The sequence below is a fragment of the Aminobacter ciceronei genome (assembly GCF_014138625.1).
GTDB classification, from domain to species: domain Bacteria; phylum Pseudomonadota; class Alphaproteobacteria; order Rhizobiales; family Rhizobiaceae; genus Aminobacter; species Aminobacter ciceronei.
In genome coordinates this window covers 1-21,022 of the sequence record NZ_JACJHY010000015.1, presented here as the reverse complement: position 1 = coordinate 21,022, position 21,022 = coordinate 1, and the positions used below count along the sequence as shown (strand labels likewise).

Genomic DNA, 21,022 nt, shown 5'->3' with positions numbered 1-21,022 from the left:
ATGGAAAAGCTGAAGATGCACAGCTCCGACCTGAGCCAAGAGAACATCGCGACAATTAGTGAGCTGTTTCCAGGCTGTGTGACCGAAGCCCTCGACGAGGGCGGAAAGGTTCGGTTGGCAGTGGACTTCGATCAGCTTCGTCAGGAGCTGAGCGACTACATTGTTGAGGGCGCCCAGGAGCGGTATCATTTGAATTGGCCCGGGAAACGGGAAGCGCTGATTATCGCCAACGCTCCGGTTGGCAAAACTCTGCGTCCGGCGCCAAAAGATAGCGTAGAATTTGGCGAAACCAAGAATATCTTTATCGAAGGCGACAATCTCGATGCGCTGAAGCTCCTTCAAGAAACATATCTTGGAGAAGTGAAGATGATCTACATCGATCCTCCATATAATACGGGGAACGACTTCGTTTATGATGACAATTTTGCGCAAGGATCAGGAAAGTATCTTGAGCAATCGCTTCAAAAGGATGACGAGGGGAATAGGTTGGTCGCCAATACCAGTGCCAACGGTCGATTTCATTCGGATTGGCTGTCGATGCTTTATCCAAGGCTGCGCTTGGCAAAAAATCTCCTGAAAGAGGATGGCGTCGTTATCATAAGCATTGATGACGAGGAAGCGAGCAATCTCCGACACTTGTGCGACGAAATTTTTGGAAGAGAAAATTTCGTCGCTCAATTCGTTTGGAAATCAAGAGTAAGCGAAGATACCCGCGCTACAACCGGCGTTTCAACTGATCACGAGTACCTGATCTGCTATTCTCGCAGCGATTCCGCTAAATTTAGAGGATCGGAGAAAGATGTCGAAAAATTCGCTAATCCAGACAATGATCCAAGGGGGCCATGGAGGTCAGCAGACCTGACTGGACTCGCAACTAAAGACGCGCGGCCAAACCTCCATTATAACCTAATCAATCCTGACACAGGAATAAACTACGGGTGTCCGCCCAAAGGCTGGCGATTCGAGCCCGCCACTATGGAGCAAAAGAGTCGGGAAGGCAGGATCCTGTTTCCTGCAAATGCCGATGGCCGGCCCCGACACAAGCTTTTCCTGAACGAGATGAAAAGTTTGTTCAAGAATATATCCTCGGTTGTTAATGGGTTCAGTACTGCAGACGGTACTAGAGAGCTTAATGCTCTTATGGGTGGAGTTGCCTTTACGTTTCCGAAGCCAACCGCCCTCATAAAGCTTTTCATTGAACAATTAACCGAAGAGGACGATATCGTCCTCGATTTCTTTGCCGGATCCGGGACAACAGCGGATGGCATGATGCAACAATGTGCGCGTGACGGTCTTTCTCGCAGATTTATTTTGGTCCAGCTTCCGGAAAAGCTTGACCGGGCGAATTCTGCTCAAGGGACCGCAGCAGAGCTGTGCGACAAGCTTGGGGTGCCCCGGAACATAGCCGAACTTACCAAAGAACGCATTCGCCGTGCGGGAGCCAAGATCGTCAAAGGCGACTGCCATCCTGCTTGGAATCGGGACGTCGGCTTCCGGGTCATGAAGATCGACACGTCTAACATGCAGGACGTATACTACCGTCCTGATGAGGTCGACCAAATGGGCCTGCTGGACGCCGTCGACAACATCAAACCGGACCGCACGGCCGAGGATCTGCTGTTCCAGGTGCTGGTCGATTGGGGCGTTGACCTGACCTTGCCGATCCGGCGCGAGACGGTGCAGGGCAAGTCTGTCTTTTGCGTGGACGAGAACACGCTTGTCGCCTGCTTCGATACGGGCGTGACCGAGGAGCTGGTGAAGGAGCTTGCGGGCCGCGAGCCGCTGCGCGTCGTCTTCCGCGACAACGGTTTCGTCTCGGACGCCGTGAAGATCAATGTCGAGCAGGTCTTCCGCCAGCTCTCCCCCGGCACCGACGTGAAGTCGATCTGAGGGGGCGGGCATGAAGCTGAAGTTCAAAGTCCAGCCCTACCAGACCAATGCCGTCGAATCCGTCGTGGACTGCTTCGCCGGGCAGCCGCTGGCGAGCGGTATCACCTATCGCATCGACCCCGGCCGCAAGGCGCAGGCGAGCGCGTTTGAAGAGGGGTTCAAGAACGCGGATATCGCGCTCACCGATCTTCAGGTGCTGGCCAATATCAAGGAGGTCCAGCGGAGGCAGAACCTCCCCCTATCCGACGCGCTGGTTTCGAGCGCCGGGTGCAAGTTCAATCTCGACGTCGAGATGGAGACGGGCACAGGCAAGACCTACTGCTACATCAAGACCATCTTCGAGATGAACAAGCGCTATGGCTGGTCGAAGTTCATCGTGATGGTGCCCTCGATCGCCATCCGCGAGGGCATCTACAAATCGCTGCAGATCACCGCCGACCACTTCAACGAGAGCTACGGCAAGAAGGCGCGCTTCTTTATCTACAACTCCAAGCGGCTGCATGAGCTGGAGAGCTTTTCGTCGGACGCCGGCATCAACGTGATGGTGATCAACATCCAGGCGTTCAACGCCCGGGGCGCCGACAACCGTCGCATCTATGACGAGCTCGACGATTTCCAGTCGCGCAAGCCGATCGACGTGATCGCCAGCAACCGGCCGATCCTCATCCTCGACGAGCCGCAGAAAATGGAGGGCACCGCCACGACGGAGGCGCTGCCCAAATTCAAGCCGCTGATGATCCTGCGCTACTCCGCCACGCACAAGACGCAGCGCAACCGCGTGCATCGTCTCGATGCGCTCGACGCTTACAACCAGAAGCTGGTGAAAAAGATCGCCGTGCGTGGAATCCAGACGCGCGGCCTCGCCGGCACCAACGCCTATCTGTACCTTGAGGGCATCGATATCTCGAAAAAGGCGCCGGTGGCACGGATCGAGCTAGAGGTGCAGCTCAAGTCCGGCGAGATCAAGCGGCAGCTCCGGCGCCTGGAGTTTCGCGACGATCTCTTCGCCGAGTCCGGTGAGATGGACCAATATCGCGATGGCTTCACCATTTCGCAGATCGACGCCCGCTACGACACCGTCGAGTTCACCAACGGGGTGGTTCTCCGGGCCGGCGAGGCGACTGGGGACGTTTCCGAGCGTGACATCCGTCGCATCCAGATCCGGGAAACCATCAAGGCGCATCTCGATAAGGAGAAGCAGCTCTTCGCCCAAGGGATCAAGGTGCTGTCGCTCTTCTTCATCGACGAGGTCGTGAAGTACCGCGACTACAGCCAATCCGATGAGAAGGGCGCGTATGCCCGCGTCTTCGAGGAGGAATATGCGCTGCTCAAGGACGAGTATCTATCTGAGCTGGCGCTGGACAATGAGAAGTACCGCACCTTCCTCGAGCGAGATCCCGTTACCAAGGTGCATGAGGGCTATTTCTCGATCGACAAGCAGAAGAGGCTGGTCGATCCCGACATCAAGAAAACCGGCGAGGACAAAGGGCTGTCGGATGATACCGATGCCTATGACCTCATCTTGAAGAACAAAGAGCGCCTGCTGTCACAGGGTGAGCCGGTGCGGTTCATCTTTTCTCACTCGGCGCTACGGGAGGGATGGGACAATCCCAACGTTTTCGTCATGTGCATGCTCAAGCACAGCGACAACACCATTTCGCGCCGCCAGGAGGTTGGTCGCGGGCTACGGCTGTCGGTCGACCAGCATGGTGACCGCATGGACCACCCCGCCGTCGTTCACGACATCAATGTGCTCACAGTCGTCGCCAGCGAGAGCTACAAGGATTTCGTCAGCGGCCTCCAGAAGGAGATCGCCGACACCCTGTCATCGAGGCCGCGCAAGGCCACGGAAGCGTATTTCACAGGCAAGACTCTCACGACCGAGAGCGGACCGGCCGAGATCACGCCGGCCATGGCGAAGCAGATTTATCGTTATCTGGTAAAGAACGATTACTCCGACGACGCGGATCAGATTTCCACCGATTACCACGCCGCCAAGGAGGCGGGGACGCTCGCGGACCTGCCGGATGAGCTGAAGCCGCACGCGGACCAGATATTCCAGCTCATCGATAGTGTGTTCAGCGACGCGCAGCTGCCGAAGGTGGAGGATGGCCGGAAGCCCAAGACCAACCCGTTGAACGACAATTTCGAGAAGAAGGAATTCCAGGAGCTTTGGGCACGGATCAACCGGAAGGCCGTCTACCGCGTCGAGTTCGATTCCGATGAGCTTATCCGAAAATGCGTGAGCGCCCTCGATAGCCAGCTGCGGGTAACGCCGCTCCAGTACACGGTGCACACCGGTATCCAGGGCGATGAGATTACGGACGAGCAACTGAAGACCGGCGATGGCTTCGAAGTCATCGGTTCGACCACCGAACAAGGCGGATCCGTCCACTCACTCGTGAAATACGATCTTCTCGGCAAGATTGCCGAGAACACGGAGCTGACGCGAAAGACGGCGGCAGAAATTCTCGCGGGGGTCGCCGCCAGCGTGTTCGGACAGTTCCGGGAGAACCCCGAGCATTTCATATCCGAGGCTTCGCGGATCATCACCGAGCAGAAGGCCACGATGGTCATCGAGCGGCTCGCCTATGACGGCCTGTCCGAACGGTACGACGCCGACATCTTCACGGCCAACCAGACCGGGCAGGACTTCTCCAAGGCGAGCACGAAGCTGAAGAACCACGTCTACGATTATGTCGTCACCGACTCGGATATCGAGCGCCGATTTGCCGATGAGCTCGATGCCAGCAGCGAGGTGGTCGTCTACGCGAAGCTTCCTCGCGGCTTCCTGATTCCGACACCGGTCGGCGACTACAATCCAGACTGGGCGATTTCCTTCAAGGAAGGCAGCGTCAGGCATATCTATTTCGTTGCCGAAACCAAGGGCACGATGTCATCGATGAAGCTCCGCGAGATCGAGAACACCAAAATCGCGTGCGCTCGGAAATTCTTCGACGAGATCGGCCGGCGAGTCACTGAGGATCGCGTCAAATATGACGTCGTCACCAGCTACGAGAAGCTAATGGATATTGTCGGGCGGGCGGCCGCCTGAAAAAGAAACAGAGTTCACCGGCGAATGGCCGAAGGTGCAACAGCAGGGTGGTATGAAGAACCGACCCTGCTGTTGCACCTTTACGAAAAGGGCGTGGCGTCATGGAGCCGCCGGACCTTTTCCCGGTCAATGCTATTCTTCTCTTAGGGGACCAACCATGGCACGCAGGAAAGTGACCAAGGCGCGCAAAGCCCTTCTTATCAAGCTTGAGTCGATGATCGGCAACGAATGCTACAACGCCAACATACAGAATTGGGGGCCGGGCGGTGTGTTCGAGGGCGAAGGCCGCGAGTTTCGGTACCCGATCACCTTTCGCGACGAAGAGGGGTCGAAGGTCAAGAAGCGCTCCGTTGACGGGGATATGAGTAGCGACACCGTGCTCGGCGGCTATTACGCGTTTGGAGCCAACGAACTCCACATTATGAACGGCCTGAATCGGGTGCTTGACTACCTTGAGCGCGAATACCAGCTCAAAATTTGAGACTCAGGCCGGGCAGCCCAGACGAGCAGCGCCAGCCGCTTGAACTCCTACACGCCCAGTGCGCCGCTGCCACGCGCCTTCGAGCCGTGCACCGCAGGCCGCCTTTCAACTGCGGCGTAGGAAGCCTCTCACATTTCCTTCGGCTTTATGGTGCGGTTGTCGAGTAGCACCAGCAGCACCGTGTCGTATGGTGCCTAAGCCGTTGACTTGCCTTGGCGTTCTCGCCACAGACGCAGCCCTTGATCTGGCTCGCACCTCTCCAGTTTCGGTTCTGCGGACCCCGACATCGCACAGGGAACCCGATTAAAGGCTACCACCGTTGCCCTTTGGCGCATCCGCCGGCGCGGTGCCGGCGGTACGCTCCAAATCTACCATTTTCTTGACCAAAGCCAGCAAATCCCGCTTGGTGCCGTGCGGCAGAGACACGACCTGTTGCGCGAGTTCCATGGTGTCGCGCGCTTCCTCCGGCGTGCGGCCCCATAGATGCGGGGCAGCGCTGAACAGCATTTCCATCGGCATGAACCCGAGTATTTCGCACAGGTGGATCATGCGCGTGACGTGCATTTTTGAGAATGCGCGTTCATAGCGGCCATAAACCTGCATCGAAAGGCCAAGCAAGGGCGCGAGCTCTGCGCGAGTCAGATCCTTGTCCTCGCGCGCCTTGCGGATAAAGGTGGCAATTCTTTCATCGATCTCGCCTAGGGTTTTGATGCCTTCGAACCCCGGGCGGCGGAAAACAGGTTTGTCGATCTCAGGATCGATTGTCTCAACCAATTCCATTTTGTTTTTATAGCCGTCCATATCCTTAGGCACGTCCTCTCCCTTACTTTTCCCTAGTCTCGGACAGGGCAACGACCTCAATCAAACATTTGAAAACGAGATTGCCCCAAGTACGCCTCGGCACTCTCTTGCACAGCGATTTTCCATAAGCGGGAAGGGAGGACAGCGCTTTCCGCTACTCGCAATAAGCAACCATCAGGGCCGTGCTGCGCTCGCCTGGCATGGTTCTTTCCAGCGGAAGTCTGCATTCATAGCGCCCTTAAGCTGGCGCCGGGATAGGCACTGTCCACTGAGGGAAAATCAGCGCGCCCTGGCTGCAACCATTCGCCAAGTACCCGGCTTTCCCTCGAACACAGCTTCGACACGTTTTTCCCCATCGACCCACCCCAGATGCGCCAGGAGTTCGCACGCGATAGAATCTTTGCCAATACTAATACATCGCTTCACGGTAACCGTCGATCCAGTCCCGTGCATTGAGATATCCCAATTGGATAAGCGAAACAGCTCGCCTTTGGCGGTTTCGTCCGAAGGCCGGATGGCCGCATCGAGAGCGGATTCCGTAAGCCCGTTCAATGGGGAAGCGACATTTGAGCCTTCACCCAAGTCGATGCCTTGGCGACCGACCCACGGTGCGGCATAGATGCCAATAAGGATACCGATCGTGATCCCGAGCAGGAAGCTGCGACCGCTCACGGGTCAATAGCCGTTGTCTCGGAGAAACTGGTCGATGGCCGCCTTTATGATCACCGTCATTTTGATGTCATTGTCGAAGCCAGCCTTTTGCAGTCGCATCTTCGTATCGTAGTCCAGCGGGCAATTGACGTAGTGCTTGGCTTCCCGCGCGTGCGCCCGCTTCAGGTCGCGCAGGCGATAGCGTCCCTCCTCCTGAGCCAGAGCACGTTCGATCGCCTTGCTTTTGCGCTCGTCACCGCTCGGGTTCGGCAGACCGCGCCGCGGACGCTCTCGTGTTGCATCCGCTTCTGAAACCGGCGCAGCTTCTGGTTCCCGTGCAGTCATTCCCGCCTCTGCCTCTTCCGACACAGATGCTGGTTTCATTGTGGCTTTGGATGTGGCTGGCTTCGGCCGTCGCGGTGCGATCGGAAAGTCAGAGACGGACAGTTTGCCTGGTTTAGACATTTCCCACCTTTTCCCGGTTTGCCGCGATATGGCGATCGAGCTCGGCCACAAATGCCGCGACCTCCGCGCGACCCTTCATGACCGGGTCGGTCAGCTCGAGCATCTGCAAAGTGCCGAGGCCGTTACGGATTTCGCGGTAGCAATTTCTTTCGGTGAGCTCGGTTTCCATCAGCGTCGATTCATAGCCATTGTCGCGAAGATTGGCGATGAACGGACGGATCAGCCGGTAAGCCTCGAGAACGCGGCCCGGAAGGGCGATGCGCGTCACCACGTTGACGTGGGGAATCGTGCGCCCCTCCCTGTCGCCAATATCCGCCGTGATGGTGGCGGCTTCGCCGGCCGCCTTAATTTCATCCTGGTTCGGCTGAATTGGCGTCAGCACCAGGTCGGAGTTGCGGATGATCGTATCGCGGATGACGCTGTCGACGCCCGGTGAGTCCATCAGGATTACCTCATAGGCGCCGTTTTGTTCGGCCAGCACGGTCTCGATGCTTCGCTGGGTTGCCGCGCTGTGTAGCTCGATGTTGGCCGGAAGATTGTCCTTGGCCTCACATCGCTTCCACCATTCGGCGAGGTTCTGGCGCGGATCGGCGTCGATCAGAAGAACCTTCTTTCCATGAATAGCGTACTCGCCGGCAACGAGGATAATGGCCGTCGTCTTCCCGGCGCCGCCTTTGCCGCTGATCGCGCAAATTCTTCGAGGCATGTCTGATCTCCCTCCTTTGCTGTCCCCAAAGCCGAACGCGGCAGGGCCGTCGCCACGCTGATGCCTCCTCTTGGGCAACAGCATTTCCAAACGAAGTGAGTGCTTGGTTTCGCGTGGCGTTTTTACACGATGCGGTTAAGCCTCACTACCCTGGCGTGTGATACTTCAATCACATCTTGCTTTCATATCGTAACGTCATGGCATGTGACCACACCGTGTGAACAAGTCGTGTGAAATTAGATCCGCGCGCTGGGACTCAATTTTCACCCGTGTGGCCAAAGAGGACCGTCAGCGCCGCCGCCGGCCTTCCCGCTCCTTTTGTGGTGAACCCCGGAGCCGCGCGAAGGCCGTCTGTGACGCTCGCACGCAGTCCGCCCAGGGCGAAGAGCGGAGCGTCCCTTGCGGACGAGTACGAGGGGCACACAAAGGCCGACAAAGCGGTCCTGGAGGTGAACCCTGGAGAGCGTTTTAGCGTTTGAATGGGCAGGGACGGAGGCCCTGCCATCGTTTCGATGTGGACGAGCGAAATGTGGGCCGCTCGAAGATATCCGCTGTTGAGTAGGAATTTCACGTTTATTGAGTGTTGGCAGGATACGGAAAAATGTGCGACATTTTCCTGACGATCGAGGAACAAGCCCTCGATGCCTGCCGCAAGCGCCAGAGAGAGGGGCCCAAGGCCAATGGACGACGCGAAATTCGAGGTCCGGCTCGAGCCGGACCGGAAGGGTCGGATGGTGCATGCCCGCGTCAGCGCGGACGAATATGCGGCGATCGAAAAGGCCGCGAAGGCGGCCGACATGACGGTTTCAGGATTTTTCCGGTCGCTGATCCTCGAAGGCGCCGGCGTACGACCGATCCTGACTAAGGATGATCGGCTCGTCATGGCGCTGCTGCTGGAGGACATGCGCGCGATTGGCGTGAACCTGAACCAGGTTGCGCGATCGATAAACAGCGGCAAGACCGTTCACCCGAGCGAGCTCGACATCAATCTTGGCAACGTGCAGCGCATCCAGGCGGCCATGATGACCGAGTTACGATCGCTATCGAAGCGCGCCGGCCACAAGCGGCGTGGGGAGGGGTAAGGCGTGGAAATTTTCTTCGGCGCCTTCACCAGCGAATGGGAGCAGCGGCGCGCGGCGTTGCTGCATGAATTGTCGCTTGGCGGAAAGCGGCGGTCGGCCGAAGACGAAATGAAGCGCCGATTGAAAGTGATGGCCGAGTCGGGCGGCGGTGCTGGCGCTGGTAGCGGTGGTGGCAGCCAGCAAAAAATGCGGCGGGCGGCCGCCAGGCCGATCTTCGCGGCCGAGACGCGGGCAGCATCGGCTTTCCGTCCAACTGAAGCGCGGCTAGCGGCGGTTGCCCAGGGCAGCCAGCCTGCGGTTGTCAAAATGGCATCCTATGGCGCCGGCGCGAGGGTAGGGGCGATGCTGAACTATGTGTCGCGCGGCGGCGATCTCGCTGTCGAGAACGAGAACGGCGAGCGCATCAGCAGCCGCGAGGATCTGGCGCGGTTGCGGGGCGACTGGAACCATCTGTTCCAGAACCGCGCAGAGAGCCGCGATATCGGCAGCTTCACCGTAGCGATTGCGACTGCGGCGATTTCGTCAGACGAGGCGATGCATGAGCTGGTCAGGAACAGTTTGACAAGCGCATTTGGCGATCGCCGCTACGCTTATGCGGTCACGCGCCAGGGCGACGGCGCGCTGACGGTTCAAGGTGCGGTCGTTCTCAGAAGCGGGCAGGGGGAGCGGCTGACTGGCGACGACAAGGCCGCCAGCATCATTCAAGCGCGATATGACGCCAGTGCGGCCGCGCAGGATGTGGCGGCGCGGTTCTCGTTCCAGGGCTACGGCAACGGTGTCGAGTATGGCGCCAGCAAATTGCGGAGCCTGGTCGAACGTCATGACGGCAACGTTCGCGACGACCGCGGTCAAGTCATCGGTGACGAAGAGCTCGCTGGCGACCTGGTGCAAAAGGAATGGCGCGGTGATCTGCACAGCCGCAAAGGCCGCGACGTGATGCACCTGATCATGTCGGCCCGGGCCGGCACGAATGTCGGGGCGTTTGAAAACGCTGCACGCGACTTCCTGGCCGAGCAGTTCGCCGGCCATCGCTACGTGTTTGCCATGCATGATCCGGCCAATGATCCGAAGGAAGAAGGCGAGGGAGGCAAGCGGCCACATGTCCACGCCCACGCGATCATCACCATGCGATCGGAATCGGGGGATCGGATCGAGACGACCCCGCAGGTGTTTCGGGAGTGGCGGGCCACAATGGCGAAGCAGGCCCGGGCACAGGGAATAGCGATGGAGATGACCGATCGTCGCGAGTTCGCCAGTCCGCCCGCCTTTACCCGCAATCAGGTGAGGCCGGTGAGCAGGGAAGGGCGGACCGAGCACGTCGGGACCAGCGAGGCGGCACAGGGACGGTACGACGCCAAGCGAGGCGGACGGCGCAGTCTGGCGAAGGCCGAAAGAAGCCGGGAGTATGCCATAAAGGCAACGCAGAGTTGGCAGAAAGTTGCGCTCATCAGCGGTGATCGACGTGTTGTCGCTTATGCAGAACAGCAGCGGGATCACTTGACAGCAAGCCTTTCGGCTGGTCAGGCGGAAGCGAACGCAAATGTCGTCCATGCAGATTTCGGATCAAAATTCCGCGCCAATCTGGTAACCTTGCAGAAAGTCGTTTTGGAGGGCCAGGAAATGCGCGAGACAACGCGAGCAAAGTTTGAGGCCTATGAAAAGAAGGTCGAGACGGCGTTGTTCCGGCTGGAGCGGAGCGTCGGTCCGGACGAGCGAGACGACTTTGATGAAGTGGCGTCTGTCGCCCGCGAGCATGTGAACGGCCGGCGCGAGCTCATGGAGCTTTACGAGATGAAGGGCCAGGCACAGGCGGAGCAGAGGACTGCGACCGAGCGAAACGAAAGCCGGGAGCGTCGCGCCGATGCGAATGAACAGTGGGATGCGGCAGTCACCAAACACGGTAAGGCGGTTGTCGAGGCGGCAAATGACGTTCTTGTGGACATCGAAACCAGTCGCGAGGGTTTGGGTAGAATTGAGGCCGGTGAGCTTTCCAACGATCCAAGGGTATTGCGAGCTGATATTGAGCGCGGACTGGCTCGCGCGGCAGAGCTTGCCGTCCAGGGCAACACCTATATGCGCGAGGTAGCCGAGAAGGATCCGGAGCTCAAGCGCGCTATCGAGGCGGCAGAGAAGACCCAAGAGCGGCCGGCAGAAGAGCAGGGCAAAACCCCTGCCAATGTTGATGCCGTGACCGAACAGCAGCGAGATCCTCGCCCCGAGGAGGCCGAGCGCCGGCCGGACGAACCGGCCGAGCGCGAGGCTCACGAACTGGCGTCGACCGTAGATGCTACAAATCGGCTGCAGGATAAGTTAAACCGGGACAAGGAGGCGGCACAGCGCGGCGGCGAAACGACACGGACCGATCCGGCGCAACAGCACGTTCCTCGCCTCGAGGAGCTGGAGCGAGAGGAACTGGAAAGAAGGGAACGCGACCGCGACGACCGGGACCGTTAGATGACGATGTTTGATCGACAGGACTACCTTTACCAGTACAGCGACCCGAAGGGTGACGAGGGGTTTGGCAAGGTATTTGCTATCGTCATCTGTTTCGTTTTCTTCCTGGGTGCACTGCAGGTTGCTTATGAAACGGTGTCTGGCTGGTACCAAAACTTCATGCAGTGGAGCAGCGAAACGCTGGCTTTTTTGGCCGGCTTTTGGCCGTTCTGATAGTTGCGGGCCCCTGGCGTTCGAGTCTTATGCAAGGATAAGAACCGGCGCCGTTTGGGGGGCGTTGGGGTAGATTTGCCTGTTAGGCGCCGGCCAGGCGGAATGCGGATGCGTCCTGACAAACGCGGTCGACCGCGTGAGGATCGCCGAGTTCAGCCCCGAGCAGAAGGACTTCTTGGCGTCCTCGCCGAGGGTCCCGTAGATCGACGCGTTCGACTGGTACTGACGTGTCATCGCTGCCTTGTAGCGCTCCTGGTCCTCGGCTCCCAGGGAACCGAACTCCAGTCTCATGATCATCTCAGCGTGGCCATCGAACTCTGGCGGTCCGCCGCAGAGCTCGCGATGGCTCGCCGTCGACGCCGCGAAGCCCGCGGCAGCGATGATGTCCACAGGGCTGTTCAGCAAGCGCCGGATTTCGTCCGGCTGGGACTGGCTGACCGCCGGAGAGGCCGTCAGCACGAGCGCGGCAAAGGAGATGATGGAGATCTTCATCGTTGACCCTACCGATCCTGTCTCAATCGAAGCCAATCCCATGCCGCCGCAGCAGGTTCTCCATGTCGTCGAGCAGGCTGTCCGGGACGTTGTCACCGACCACCCTCTCGAGCTTTCTTTCCCGAGCCTTCGAGAGAACCGCGGAAAGCTCGACATCGAGGTGGAACGCCTTCCTCTTTGGAGGATCTTTCAGGGACCAGTATGGATTGGCCAATCCCGCGTCGCGGTCAGGCGATCGCTTCCTGTTCTTGCCGAAGGCTCCCGCGTCTCCCTTGATTTTCATGCCGCCGTACAGGGTAAACCACTCTCGCAATGCTTCCCGGTCACGGCCGGGCTTTGCGAACTCGAGCAGGAGGTTGGCGTCCGTGCAGTCTCCGTTCGCGATGAAGCGGTCTACGATCGCCACGGCGACACGATGTATCTTCTCCTTCTCCGAAGGCTCTTTTTTCAAACGTGACGCGGACGTGCTGCCCGGCGTGAGGTATCGCTTTCCCAAGGGAGACGCAGACAAACCGACGATCGCGAGGCCGCGCTTCTTCGCGTCGATCAGCTGCAGAATCGGACGTTGGTGGTTCAGTCGCCCCATGCACCCTCCCCAGGATGCATGGAAGCCTATTACCTCGCCGCTCCGAAGCCAATCCCATTGCTAGGTTTCGTCCAAGACCGCTCTTGGGAAGAAAACTCGCCGGGGAAATCCGCAGTAGATCATGAGCGGTGGTTGCGCCCAATGTCGGCTCTTTCGGGAACGGAGAATCGGCCTAGGAAGGTTGGGATTGGATCACGTACTTGTCAATCGGCCTGGAAAGGGGACCCCGGACCGGCGCGCAAAATTCCACGCCGAAACACACACGTACTGCCGTAACGTTGCTCCGAAGAAAGGGCAAAGAAGGGGTCGGAAGAGGTATTCCGCATAGGGTACCAAGCGTCAGATTTTGACCACTAGCAATGTAGGCGTGTACAGTTCCAGGTGCGGAAGTTTTCAAGACTCTGCCTTAAACCGCAGCGGCCGGCCGATGATCCCGAGTAGTCCGTTCTGTGGACCTGCTTCTTGCGCGATCCGACTTTCCGCCATACGAAAGCGGAATAGCAATAGGAGTTGATGAATGACCGAAGAGAACAATCGCCAGAACGCGGAATTGATGGAATTGACCGCGGATATTGTCGCGGCGTTTGTCCAAAATAACGCAGTACCCGTAGCAGGCCTGCCCGACCTTATTTCTTCGGTGAATTCCGCTCTCGTTAGCCTAGTCAAGCCAGCTGTAGTTGAGCAGCCAACACAGACCCCGGCCGTCAATCCGAAAAAATCTGTGTTTCCCGACCATATCATTTCCTTGGAAGATGGGCGCAAGTTCAAGTCGATGAAACGGCACTTGGGCTTGCTTGGCATGACGCCTGACGAGTATCGAGCCAAGTGGGGGTTGGCGCGGGACTACCCTATGGTGGCACCAAGCTACGCTGCACAACGGTCAGAGCTGGCGAAGTCTATCGGACTTGGTCGCAAGGCGAGCGCAAAAATGCCCACCAAGAAGGCGCCAGCCAAGAAGGCACCAGCCAAGCGGGTGAAGGCCTAAGAAGACCCTGCCTCAGGCAAGCGGGCTCGATGCGATGACGCGTCAATCTATTGCCGCAGAGCTTGAAAGCGCGGCCGATCGCATCGGGGACATTTCCCGTGCGGATCTGCAGATTATATTGCGTCGAGCTGCATTGATGCTCAGAAACGTGACAGGCGTGCCGCTGGAACCGGCAACTGAGGATGCGCTCAACTCGATTGCTACCGAAATGAATGTCGGCAGATCATACCTAATTCAAGTCATCTTGCGCGAGTGGCTCGAAACCAATGCCTATCTGCCGGTCCGCGAAATAGACGAGGACAGCGACACGGACGGGAGCGCTTAGCTTTCGTCTCTCCAGATAACCCGCCGTTCCCATCTGATTTCGACCAAGCGTCGGAAACGGACCGTCACCAATTCCTGACCGACAGGATGGAACAGTTCTGCGCTCATTGATTCCTTGCGACCGCATTTTTCGCAGCGGACTTTTGCCCGCACCTGCTCAATGGTGACATTGCCAATGACTTCCCGAAGCTCCAGCGGCTTATAGAAGCGCTTAATGTTGCAGTGGCCGCAGCAAATACGGGCCACCTGCCCCGCGTTGTGAGCATGCATCAACGTCCATGGGGCACCTTGCGGCCATTTTTCTGGTTGTTCAGGCATGCCTGTCAAATGAGGAACTTATTCCTCCGTCGTCAAGGCCTCGCTTGACATTTTTGTTCCCATTTTGTTCACTGTTGGCCGGGAAGCAACAGGAGGCACAGATGGACCTGCTTTTGCGCATCAAGGATGCTTCACCTGAGGAGATTTCGCGTGGCCGTTCACGATGCCATCGACGCGTTTGAGAAGACGACCGATGAGCCGACACCACGCTGACACCGATGCGCAGCCGAGGTCCCTCGCCTGCCAGGATCGATCGGGAATGGCCTTATCAGGTGGCTCTGCCCGATGACCTGTGCACAGGACACAGCTTCGCGTTAATCCGCACGTTTTGCCAAAACCGCGGACTGAGCCCACTGGTGAGACAGGTGCAGGCGATATGGCCGGACCAGAAGTATGAAAACTGGCGCCTCTACTGCTTCGCCGACCAGGCGTCCGCACAAGCGTTCCTTGACCACTTCGCCGGCGTGATGTTCGATCCAAGGCGCGACCGGGAAAACGGCAAGGCACGTGGTGTCTGGCGCCGGTCGGGCGAGTACAAGAGAATTCTCGATCTCGGGCCGCTGAGCGTCCCCGAGATCCTGCGCACCTGAGGCAACGGCATGTGCAATCTCTACAACATTGCCACCAGCCAGGAGGCCATTCGCCAGTTGACTCGCGCCTTGCGGGACATCATCGGCAATCTTGACCCGTCGATCGATATCTATCCCAACCAATTTGCCGCTAATCCTCTTCGTGGAAACCCTGCATCGAGGACTGCCGCAGGTCTTCCTCGCCGCGCAGGAGTGGATGCGGCCGATCAGCCCCGGCTTGACCCATTCGTTGGGTGCTGGCCCGGCATGTTCCTGGACGCGCAGCAACAACGCGCCAAACCGCTTAACTCTCCTCCCAGAAATCCTGCAGCGATGCGTGGCGCAACTTGTCTTCGCCCCGTAGGTGCTTGACGTGGCCCTTCAGGCCCGGCTTGACCCACGTTGTCGCCTGCCGCTTCACCCCCTTAGGTGCCGGCCCGGCGTGCTCCTGAACGCGCTTCCACAGCCGTTCCCGCATCTCACGGTTCAGCGTGATGAAAGCGGAGCCGACATATTTGCGGGTGCCTGGCTCTCCCATGAGGGCGAAGGCGGGCTTGCCCCTTTCCCGCTCGACGCCGAGCAATTCGAGGTCGCTCACGGTATAGCTTTTGGTCTTCAGCCATGCCGTCGTGTTGCCGCTGCGATATTTGCTGCCAAGGCGCTTCGACACTATGCCCTCAAGCCCCGCCTGGTCGACCAGATAGAAGATCGTATTGGCGTCGCCGCCCGGCATCGTCTCGCTGAACTGGATGCGGCTGTCGGGCTGGATCAGACCGAGCAGGATCTCGCGCCGCTCCTCGACGCCGAGGTCGCGCAGATCGTGGCCGTTGAGGTGCAGCAGATCGAAGGCGACGAAGTAGAGGTCATGCTGTCGTCGCGTGATTGCTCGCCGAAGTGCGGCGAAATCCGGGAGGCCGGCATCATTGGTGACGATCGTTTCACCATCGACGATCGCCGTCTCGACATCGAGCGCCTTCGCGGCTTCGACCAGGTCGCGATATTTTTCAGACCAGTCGAGGCCCCGCCTGGTGTACATGCGAACATCCGGGCCGTTGATGACGATCTGGGAGCGGTAGCCGTCGAGCTTGACCTCGTGAATCCAGTCATCCCCCTCGGGAGGCTTAGCAACCAGGGTCGGCAACATCGGTGGAATGAACGCCAGCCGGCCAGTGCCGGCACTCACTTGTTTAGGCACGGGATCGAGTTTAGGCCCGCACGATCTGGGGGCTAGGGGAACGGAACATGATCATTTTATTAAATTAGCAAGCAATGATGTATGGGTGAGCCTAAATTCACCTCGGCTGGTAAAACTACCCCCGTAAGCCGGTTAGGCTCGGCCCCAGTCCCCCTTCGATGCGACGCCGGGCCGCTGTTCTGAAACCGACCGGCGGCAAAGAGTCCTCCGGATGTTCCACACACGATCCGTTCGACTCCAATCTCACACTCCGATACAAGGGTGGCCGGATATTCTGTCGCGGAGGCCTTCGCCTATGGCCCTCACACGAAAACGCCTGGGTTGGTCAGACTATTTACACCATTGGAAATTGGTGCTGCTCTTGTTGCTGGCAACTGCGAGTACCACCACAGCTAGTACGATTGAAGTTGGCAGCGACTATCGGTCTAAATATGACCTGATGAATTCTACGCAAAAACATCGGGTTAACCAGCTTTTTATCTTGGGTTTAAGCGAGCGAAATAGAGACTACGTTGGAGCTTTATCAAGGGCAAACGAAATCTCTAAATCTCGATCAAACACCGCCGAATATCGGCAAATATTCCACGACGCTTACAATTTTTCGTACTTATCTCCTCCCTATGCTACCCGTCTTCCAGACCCACCGGCAGCTCCGGAGCAGCTGGACCCAATGCATCCCTGGGGGTACACGGGCTTTCTTAAGCACGAAACAGGTCGATATCTCGCCAAAAGAGTACCCGGCCAAGTTGCCGGAACTATGGGTGAATATCTGGAGTATTTTCTGCCTGGCTCGAAGGTCATTAGTTTAGCAGGGAAAGGCTTATCGAAAGCCTTTGAGGACGAACAATCTGATCAATTATTCGATGGAGACAAAGTCCGTACGTCATTGCAATCATCAATTGAAAACGTCGACTTAAGTCAATCCGATTCAGCGCTTCAAAAGGTTATTGATGAGATGCTTATTGATCCGTATAAGGATCAGACAAGCATTTTTGATTTGATGGGCGGAAATATCGTTGATCGGATACTGAATGCTGACAATCAGCTTCCGTCGTATGAATCCGAGCTTAAGAAACGTCAGGGCGAGACTCTCGAACGAATTAGGAAGGACTTAGCTCGACAATCGCCAGAGCCAGATGGAAATCCGTCTTCCGACACCACAGCTGCCGATGATGACGACGTCGGCAGCTCGGCCGACGGCGCTGCCGACAGAGGCCTAACATATGATCTTGGCGAATTCGAGGGGTATTCTCGAATACTTTCGGGTTTGATGCAGCTTAGTGATAAAAATCTAGGAAGGGAATATTATCGATATTCTTCTACGATACTTCAGGTGGGAAAATTAACAGACGACTTTTTTAACCGAAAGACCATAGGACCTGTCTCTTTCGTCGGCGGTTGGGTGACCATTGTGCAAGGCATCGCAACTTCCGGCAAGCCAGATGCTCAGCTTACAATGTTTGAAATGCTCAAGGGTTTGGCCGAGAGCTTAAACAACCTTTCTGACTTTATTCGAACAGGCTTCACCGAAATCGACTCCAAGCTTGAAGCCATCCTTGGGATGCAAATTGCTTCTTTTGGCCAACTCACCGACACACTGCTGCAGGTTCGTGACCTGACAACTCAGACCCTTGAAAGCATTGAGGTAGTCTCCGCCCAGATCGAGACTGAGTCGATGGGAATTGCCAACCAGCGCGTAATGGATCAATACGACCGAATTAAAGCCGACACTGATGAGCAATGTTCGCTGTTGGATGGCGCTGACAGCGCCCAGCGGGATCGCTGCAGGCGTCGGTTGTTCAGGACGCTTCTCTTCGATAGCCGAACCTCTACGAAGAACGTCTTGCTAGTAGCGGATTCTGCGGGGGACGTCCCAGGTCTTCTGAATCAGCCGCAATACCTGCCTGTTTTCATCGGCAAGTTGCTAGCCTCTCTGCCGAAACAGCCTGATCAGCGGAGGATACAGACCGCCGGTAGCAGCGAGGTGTTGTCGGGCGGCTATGTCGACCCTATCATGTGGATCCTCGGCATGGAGGCATTGAGGCAGAGGACTGACCTTGGCAGCCTCGATCTAAATCCTTCCGATCTGGAGCTGCTTGATGAGGTCTATGAGGACGGAATCGCTCTTGTCGGTGGACTCGCCGAACTCGGAGGGGACGAGCCGCTAAACATCGTGGGACAGTACAATCAAGTCCAAAGTGACCTAATCCTAGCCGTCAAGAATGTCATTGCCAAATATAGGATGTACATAACGCGATCTGGGTTAGAATATGACTTATATCATACCTGTATAAGCTGCGTTGACGATCCGGCGACTTACAAAAACGCAGCTGAGTACGTTAATTTCAACATCGATGGTGATGAACCGAGGTCGACATACAGGAAAAGGTTTACCAATTTTAGAAATGTCTTTGTGAACGACATCAACGCCGATCCGGCCAAAAGCTCTGATTCCTGGTACAATTTGCAAGATTATGCGGGCCGGAAGTTTGCAGGAACCGCCCTTGTAGACTACCACCAGCTTCCCGAAAAATTTCGCAACCTGCTCGATATCGGGGATATTGAATCTCTCGCCAAAACGTCAAGCCTAGTAGAGCTTTATGGCCACATCCACGACGTCGTAATGGCGACTCCCGGCCCTCTTGCGAAGGACTTTGTCGATTGTGGACCGGTGCAGCCGGCGACTCGTGGTGGCTCGATCTGCATGGCAGGGGGTTATCTCACGGGGCAAATTGACATAATTGCCGCAACTGCACCCCCTCAAACCAAGGAGTGGATAAATGAGGGGAGCGAGAAGAACAAGGGTAATGTACGGCTTTGGTGGGACCAGGTTCCTTGGTCAGGAGCCAGCAGACCGGCTTCGTTGTTTACATTGTTCACCCATAGTTTTAAAGTTCCGCTCGTCATTCCGATTTATCCTGATGGCGGACGGAGTAGATACCTATTTCCGACTTGGCCAGAACGCTTTGCTTATCTCTACAGGTCGCTAGAAAAAGAAAAGCTGACTGTTACCTCGCATGCTGATCTCACAGTGTTGCGAGCGGCCATTCCTGAGGCCGCAAACAGACGGCACAGCATACTTCTTGACATTTATCGAGCGCTAAAGAACGGCCAGGACTCTACGCAGACCCTGCCTGCTAGGCTGGTGATCTCGGAAGCCGAGGCGCGATCGCTGCGATCGTTAGCTCGGCAAGAACAGTTGTTGCGCGAGACCCTTGAGACGCTGGAATTGGCTTCAAGTGCGGCTCATCCGGAGTTCACTGAATCAATGAAGAAATGTGCTGTTCGGCCAGAGAATATACTTCTCGCCGAACGTCCTGAGGGCGTCATGTTACGAGTCAGGAACCTGTTGGACCCGAATGGTCTCTGCGAGGAGATCGATCGGCGCAATTTCAGCAGCAGCCTCTACCTACAGGATCGGGTTGGGGAATGGAGCGATTGGGCCCTTGAAAAGGTACACGGGGTACAATGAGCTCAATCGCACCGGTAACTACCTCAACATTGCAATACTTCGGTTGACCGTCCTGTTCCGACGGGTTGGGGCGACGGACTCCTTCCTCTCTCATTCTAGCCCTTCGGCACAATTGCGGAAGTGACCGGCTTGGGCCCACCTCCCCCGCTTCGCGAGTTCCTCCGCTGGGTCCAATTCCACTCAGACGACCCGCTGGTGGGCGAGTACGGTGCCAAGTGCTTAAAGACCCGCAATTTGCGGCTCTTTATGCTTGAGCTTCGGCGGCCGCCAGGCCGAGTTCGACTGGATCGGGAACAGTCGTCGCGAAAATATCGAGATAGTTTCGCCGTTTCGAGGGCGATGCTTGGCCAAGCTTTTCGACTTTCTGAGAAACCGTCTCCTTGAGGCGTTCAGCGCTGGACTTCAGGCTATCTTCGGCAACTCTAATCCGGGCGTCGATCGCCGCTACCTCCGGTTTCTCCTCCGCTTCGTTTCCAGATCCGCCACTCGATCCCGCTTTAGCGCGTTTCGGCTTCGGCAGGCTGGCGTTGCGATTCACGGTGCGGGTTGCGGGCTCCCTTGTTGCTGGTGCCGCTTTCGTGGTCGCAGCGACAGTTGGCATCACCGCAGGACCGTCGAATGGTGATGACATTCTCTTTTCGGAGTCAGCCATCCCGGTAGTCGGGGCACCGACATCTTCGGCGGGCTGGCCTGCCCGGTTGTAATCGTCGGTCAAAGCCGGAACCGGCTGTACCGGAAGATATTCGATCGGCGGCACGTCCGGTGTGTGCGCCTGAGAAAATGCTTCCGCGGACTTGAATGGCTGTGTCTCGAAAAATCGCAGCTTGTCGCCGAAGATCGGGCGTTGGCCTTCAACAAGCAGTATCATCTTTCTCTCCGGCATCTGCCGGATTTCCTGCGGCATCATCAGGTCACGCTCGCGAATCTGTTCGACCTTCGTGCGCCTTGGCAGGCCGAAGAGCTCGATCGTGCGGGATTCCGACTGGTAGCGGATGGTCCGCTTGCCGAGCGCACGGGATGCATAGTCGGCGGTCGCCTGATCATTCGCGCCTAGAATGAGCTGATAACCACAATTGCCGAGCAGCGAATGCCGGGAGGTTTCGCCGTAAATCTCATCGAGATTCTTCAAGTCCTGGATGATGATGGCGAGCTTGATTCTGTACCCTGCCACATAGGGCAGCTTGGTCATGATCTCGTCCATCTTCTTCAACTGCCGAAACTCGTCGAGCAGGAAGTAGACCGGCAGCGAGTTCGGATCGTGCTCAAGGGTAAGAATGTCCATT

19 protein-coding genes and 1 pseudogene are annotated in these 21,022 nt (G+C 57.3%); 11 read left to right on the top strand and 9 right to left on the bottom strand.

Going from position 1 to position 21,022, the window contains the following annotated elements; genetic code table 11:
* The 3 genes from HNQ95_RS16140 (at window position 1) to HNQ95_RS16130 (ending at window position 5,426) form a co-directional block, all read left to right on the top strand.
* The gene (locus HNQ95_RS16140; RefSeq protein ID WP_182574543.1) at window positions 1–1,890 is read left to right on the top strand and encodes a site-specific DNA-methyltransferase; all 1,890 of its coding nucleotides are present in this window, start codon (window positions 1–3) and stop codon (window positions 1,888–1,890) included.
* A gap of 10 nt (window positions 1,891–1,900) precedes the next feature.
* Window positions 1,901–4,945: a type III restriction-modification system endonuclease gene (locus HNQ95_RS16135; protein ID WP_182574544.1), complete on the top strand. Its 3,045-nt coding sequence runs from the start codon at window positions 1,901–1,903 to the stop codon at window positions 4,943–4,945.
* A gap of 157 nt (window positions 4,946–5,102) precedes the next feature.
* Window positions 5,103–5,426: a hypothetical protein gene (locus HNQ95_RS16130; protein WP_182574545.1), complete on the top strand. Its 324-nt coding sequence runs from the start codon at window positions 5,103–5,105 to the stop codon at window positions 5,424–5,426.
* 303 nt (window positions 5,427–5,729) lie between these two features.
* Here the strand turns inward: HNQ95_RS16130 and HNQ95_RS16125 are convergent, their stop codons facing one another.
* The 4 genes from HNQ95_RS16125 to HNQ95_RS16110 form a co-directional block, all read right to left on the bottom strand.
* A complete protein-coding gene (locus HNQ95_RS16125; RefSeq protein WP_312870935.1) occupies window positions 5,730–6,239 on the bottom strand; it encodes a helix-turn-helix transcriptional regulator in 510 nt (169 codons plus the stop codon).
* A gap of 267 nt (window positions 6,240–6,506) precedes the next feature.
* The gene (locus HNQ95_RS16120) at window positions 6,507–6,899 is read right to left on the bottom strand and encodes a hypothetical protein (protein ID WP_182574546.1); all 393 of its coding nucleotides are present in this window, start codon (window positions 6,897–6,899) and stop codon (window positions 6,507–6,509) included.
* 3 nt (window positions 6,900–6,902) lie between these two features.
* Entirely contained in the window at window positions 6,903–7,262 is a 360-nt protein-coding gene (locus HNQ95_RS33680; RefSeq protein WP_246719247.1) for a hypothetical protein, read from the bottom strand.
* Between the two features lie 73 nt (window positions 7,263–7,335).
* The gene (locus tag HNQ95_RS16110; RefSeq protein ID WP_182574658.1) at window positions 7,336–8,049 is read right to left on the bottom strand and encodes a ParA family protein; all 714 of its coding nucleotides are present in this window, start codon (window positions 8,047–8,049) and stop codon (window positions 7,336–7,338) included.
* A gap of 680 nt (window positions 8,050–8,729) precedes the next feature.
* Between HNQ95_RS16110 and HNQ95_RS16105 the strand changes: the two genes are divergently transcribed.
* Genes HNQ95_RS16105 through HNQ95_RS16095 form a run of 3 tightly spaced genes read left to right on the top strand, consistent with a single transcriptional unit; the run spans window position 8,730 to window position 11,798 of the window.
* Window positions 8,730–9,131: a MobC family plasmid mobilization relaxosome protein gene (locus HNQ95_RS16105; RefSeq protein WP_182574547.1), complete on the top strand. Its 402-nt coding sequence runs from the start codon at window positions 8,730–8,732 to the stop codon at window positions 9,129–9,131.
* 3 nt (window positions 9,132–9,134) lie between these two features.
* A complete protein-coding gene (locus HNQ95_RS16100; protein WP_182574548.1) occupies window positions 9,135–11,585 on the top strand; it encodes a relaxase/mobilization nuclease domain-containing protein in 2,451 nt (816 codons plus the stop codon).
* On the top strand, window positions 11,586–11,798 hold the full coding sequence (locus HNQ95_RS16095) for a hypothetical protein (RefSeq protein WP_182574549.1): 213 nt from the start codon (window positions 11,586–11,588) through the stop codon (window positions 11,796–11,798).
* 27 nt (window positions 11,799–11,825) lie between these two features.
* Here the strand turns inward: HNQ95_RS16095 and HNQ95_RS16090 are convergent, their stop codons facing one another.
* Complete coding sequence (locus HNQ95_RS16090; RefSeq protein ID WP_182574550.1) at window positions 11,826–12,290, bottom strand: hypothetical protein; 465 nt, start codon at window positions 12,288–12,290, stop codon at window positions 11,826–11,828.
* Window positions 12,291–12,312: 22 nt separating this feature from the next.
* A complete protein-coding gene (locus HNQ95_RS16085; protein ID WP_182574551.1) occupies window positions 12,313–12,876 on the bottom strand; it encodes a hypothetical protein in 564 nt (187 codons plus the stop codon).
* 517 nt (window positions 12,877–13,393) lie between these two features.
* Between HNQ95_RS16085 and HNQ95_RS16080 the strand changes: the two genes are divergently transcribed.
* Together HNQ95_RS16080 and HNQ95_RS16075 are read left to right on the top strand one after the other, a co-directional pair.
* Window positions 13,394–13,861 carry a Ros/MucR family transcriptional regulator gene (locus HNQ95_RS16080; RefSeq protein WP_107652742.1) on the top strand — a complete coding sequence of 156 codons (468 nt, stop codon included), beginning with the start codon at window positions 13,394–13,396 and terminating at the stop codon, window positions 13,859–13,861.
* Between the two features lie 34 nt (window positions 13,862–13,895).
* Entirely contained in the window at window positions 13,896–14,186 is a 291-nt protein-coding gene (locus tag HNQ95_RS16075) for a hypothetical protein (RefSeq protein WP_182574552.1), read from the top strand.
* Here the strand turns inward: HNQ95_RS16075 and HNQ95_RS16070 are convergent.
* A complete protein-coding gene (locus HNQ95_RS16070; RefSeq protein ID WP_182585805.1) occupies window positions 14,183–14,503 on the bottom strand; it encodes a hypothetical protein in 321 nt (106 codons plus the stop codon). The genes HNQ95_RS16075 and HNQ95_RS16070 overlap by 4 nt on opposite strands.
* A 356-nt stretch (window positions 14,504–14,859) precedes the next feature.
* Between HNQ95_RS16070 and HNQ95_RS16065 the strand changes: the two genes are divergently transcribed.
* The gene (locus tag HNQ95_RS16065; protein WP_182574554.1) at window positions 14,860–15,093 is read left to right on the top strand and encodes a hypothetical protein; all 234 of its coding nucleotides are present in this window, start codon (window positions 14,860–14,862) and stop codon (window positions 15,091–15,093) included.
* 9 nt (window positions 15,094–15,102) lie between these two features.
* Window positions 15,103–15,216 (top strand): annotated as a pseudogene (locus tag HNQ95_RS33675) (SOS response-associated peptidase); the annotation flags it as partial.
* A 160-nt stretch (window positions 15,217–15,376) separates the two neighbouring features.
* Here HNQ95_RS33675 and HNQ95_RS16060 read toward each other — a convergent pair.
* Entirely contained in the window at window positions 15,377–16,216 is an 840-nt protein-coding gene (locus HNQ95_RS16060) for an ATP-dependent DNA ligase (protein ID WP_182574555.1), read from the bottom strand.
* 346 nt (window positions 16,217–16,562) lie between these two features.
* Here HNQ95_RS16060 and HNQ95_RS16055 point away from each other — a divergent pair, with 346 nt between their 5' ends.
* On the top strand, window positions 16,563–19,739 hold the full coding sequence (locus HNQ95_RS16055) for a hypothetical protein (protein ID WP_182574556.1): 3,177 nt from the start codon (window positions 16,563–16,565) through the stop codon (window positions 19,737–19,739).
* A 244-nt stretch (window positions 19,740–19,983) separates the two neighbouring features.
* Here the strand turns inward: HNQ95_RS16055 and HNQ95_RS16050 are convergent.
* The coding region (locus HNQ95_RS16050; protein ID WP_182585803.1) for a type IV secretory system conjugative DNA transfer family protein at window positions 19,984–21,022 on the bottom strand (1,039 nt) is incomplete at its 5' end.

Excerpts from the sequence above, each read along its gene's own strand:
- HNQ95_RS16140 (WP_182574543.1), top strand. The coding sequence starts at position 1 with ATGGAAAAGCTGAAGATGCACAGCTCCGACCTGAGCCAAGAGAACATC.
- HNQ95_RS16135 (WP_182574544.1), top strand. The coding sequence starts at position 1,901 with ATGAAGCTGAAGTTCAAAGTCCAGCCCTACCAGACCAATGCCGTCGAA.
- HNQ95_RS16130 (WP_182574545.1), top strand. The coding sequence starts at position 5,103 with ATGGCACGCAGGAAAGTGACCAAGGCGCGCAAAGCCCTTCTTATCAAG.
- HNQ95_RS33680 (WP_246719247.1), bottom strand. The coding sequence starts at position 7,262 with ATGAAACCAGCATCTGTGTCGGAAGAGGCAGAGGCGGGAATGACTGCA.
- HNQ95_RS16110 (WP_182574658.1), bottom strand. The coding sequence starts at position 8,049 with ATGCCTCGAAGAATTTGCGCGATCAGCGGCAAAGGCGGCGCCGGGAAG.
- HNQ95_RS16105 (WP_182574547.1), top strand. The coding sequence starts at position 8,730 with ATGGACGACGCGAAATTCGAGGTCCGGCTCGAGCCGGACCGGAAGGGT.
- HNQ95_RS16095 (WP_182574549.1), top strand. The coding sequence starts at position 11,586 with ATGACGATGTTTGATCGACAGGACTACCTTTACCAGTACAGCGACCCG.
- HNQ95_RS16090 (WP_182574550.1), bottom strand. The coding sequence starts at position 12,290 with ATGAAGATCTCCATCATCTCCTTTGCCGCGCTCGTGCTGACGGCCTCT.
- HNQ95_RS16085 (WP_182574551.1), bottom strand. The coding sequence starts at position 12,876 with ATGGGGCGACTGAACCACCAACGTCCGATTCTGCAGCTGATCGACGCG.
- HNQ95_RS16080 (WP_107652742.1), top strand. The coding sequence starts at position 13,394 with ATGACCGAAGAGAACAATCGCCAGAACGCGGAATTGATGGAATTGACC.
- HNQ95_RS16075 (WP_182574552.1), top strand. The coding sequence starts at position 13,896 with ATGACGCGTCAATCTATTGCCGCAGAGCTTGAAAGCGCGGCCGATCGC.
- HNQ95_RS16070 (WP_182585805.1), bottom strand. The coding sequence starts at position 14,503 with ATGCCTGAACAACCAGAAAAATGGCCGCAAGGTGCCCCATGGACGTTG.
- HNQ95_RS16060 (WP_182574555.1), bottom strand. The coding sequence starts at position 16,216 with ATGTTGCCGACCCTGGTTGCTAAGCCTCCCGAGGGGGATGACTGGATT.
- HNQ95_RS16055 (WP_182574556.1), top strand. The coding sequence starts at position 16,563 with ATGGCCCTCACACGAAAACGCCTGGGTTGGTCAGACTATTTACACCAT.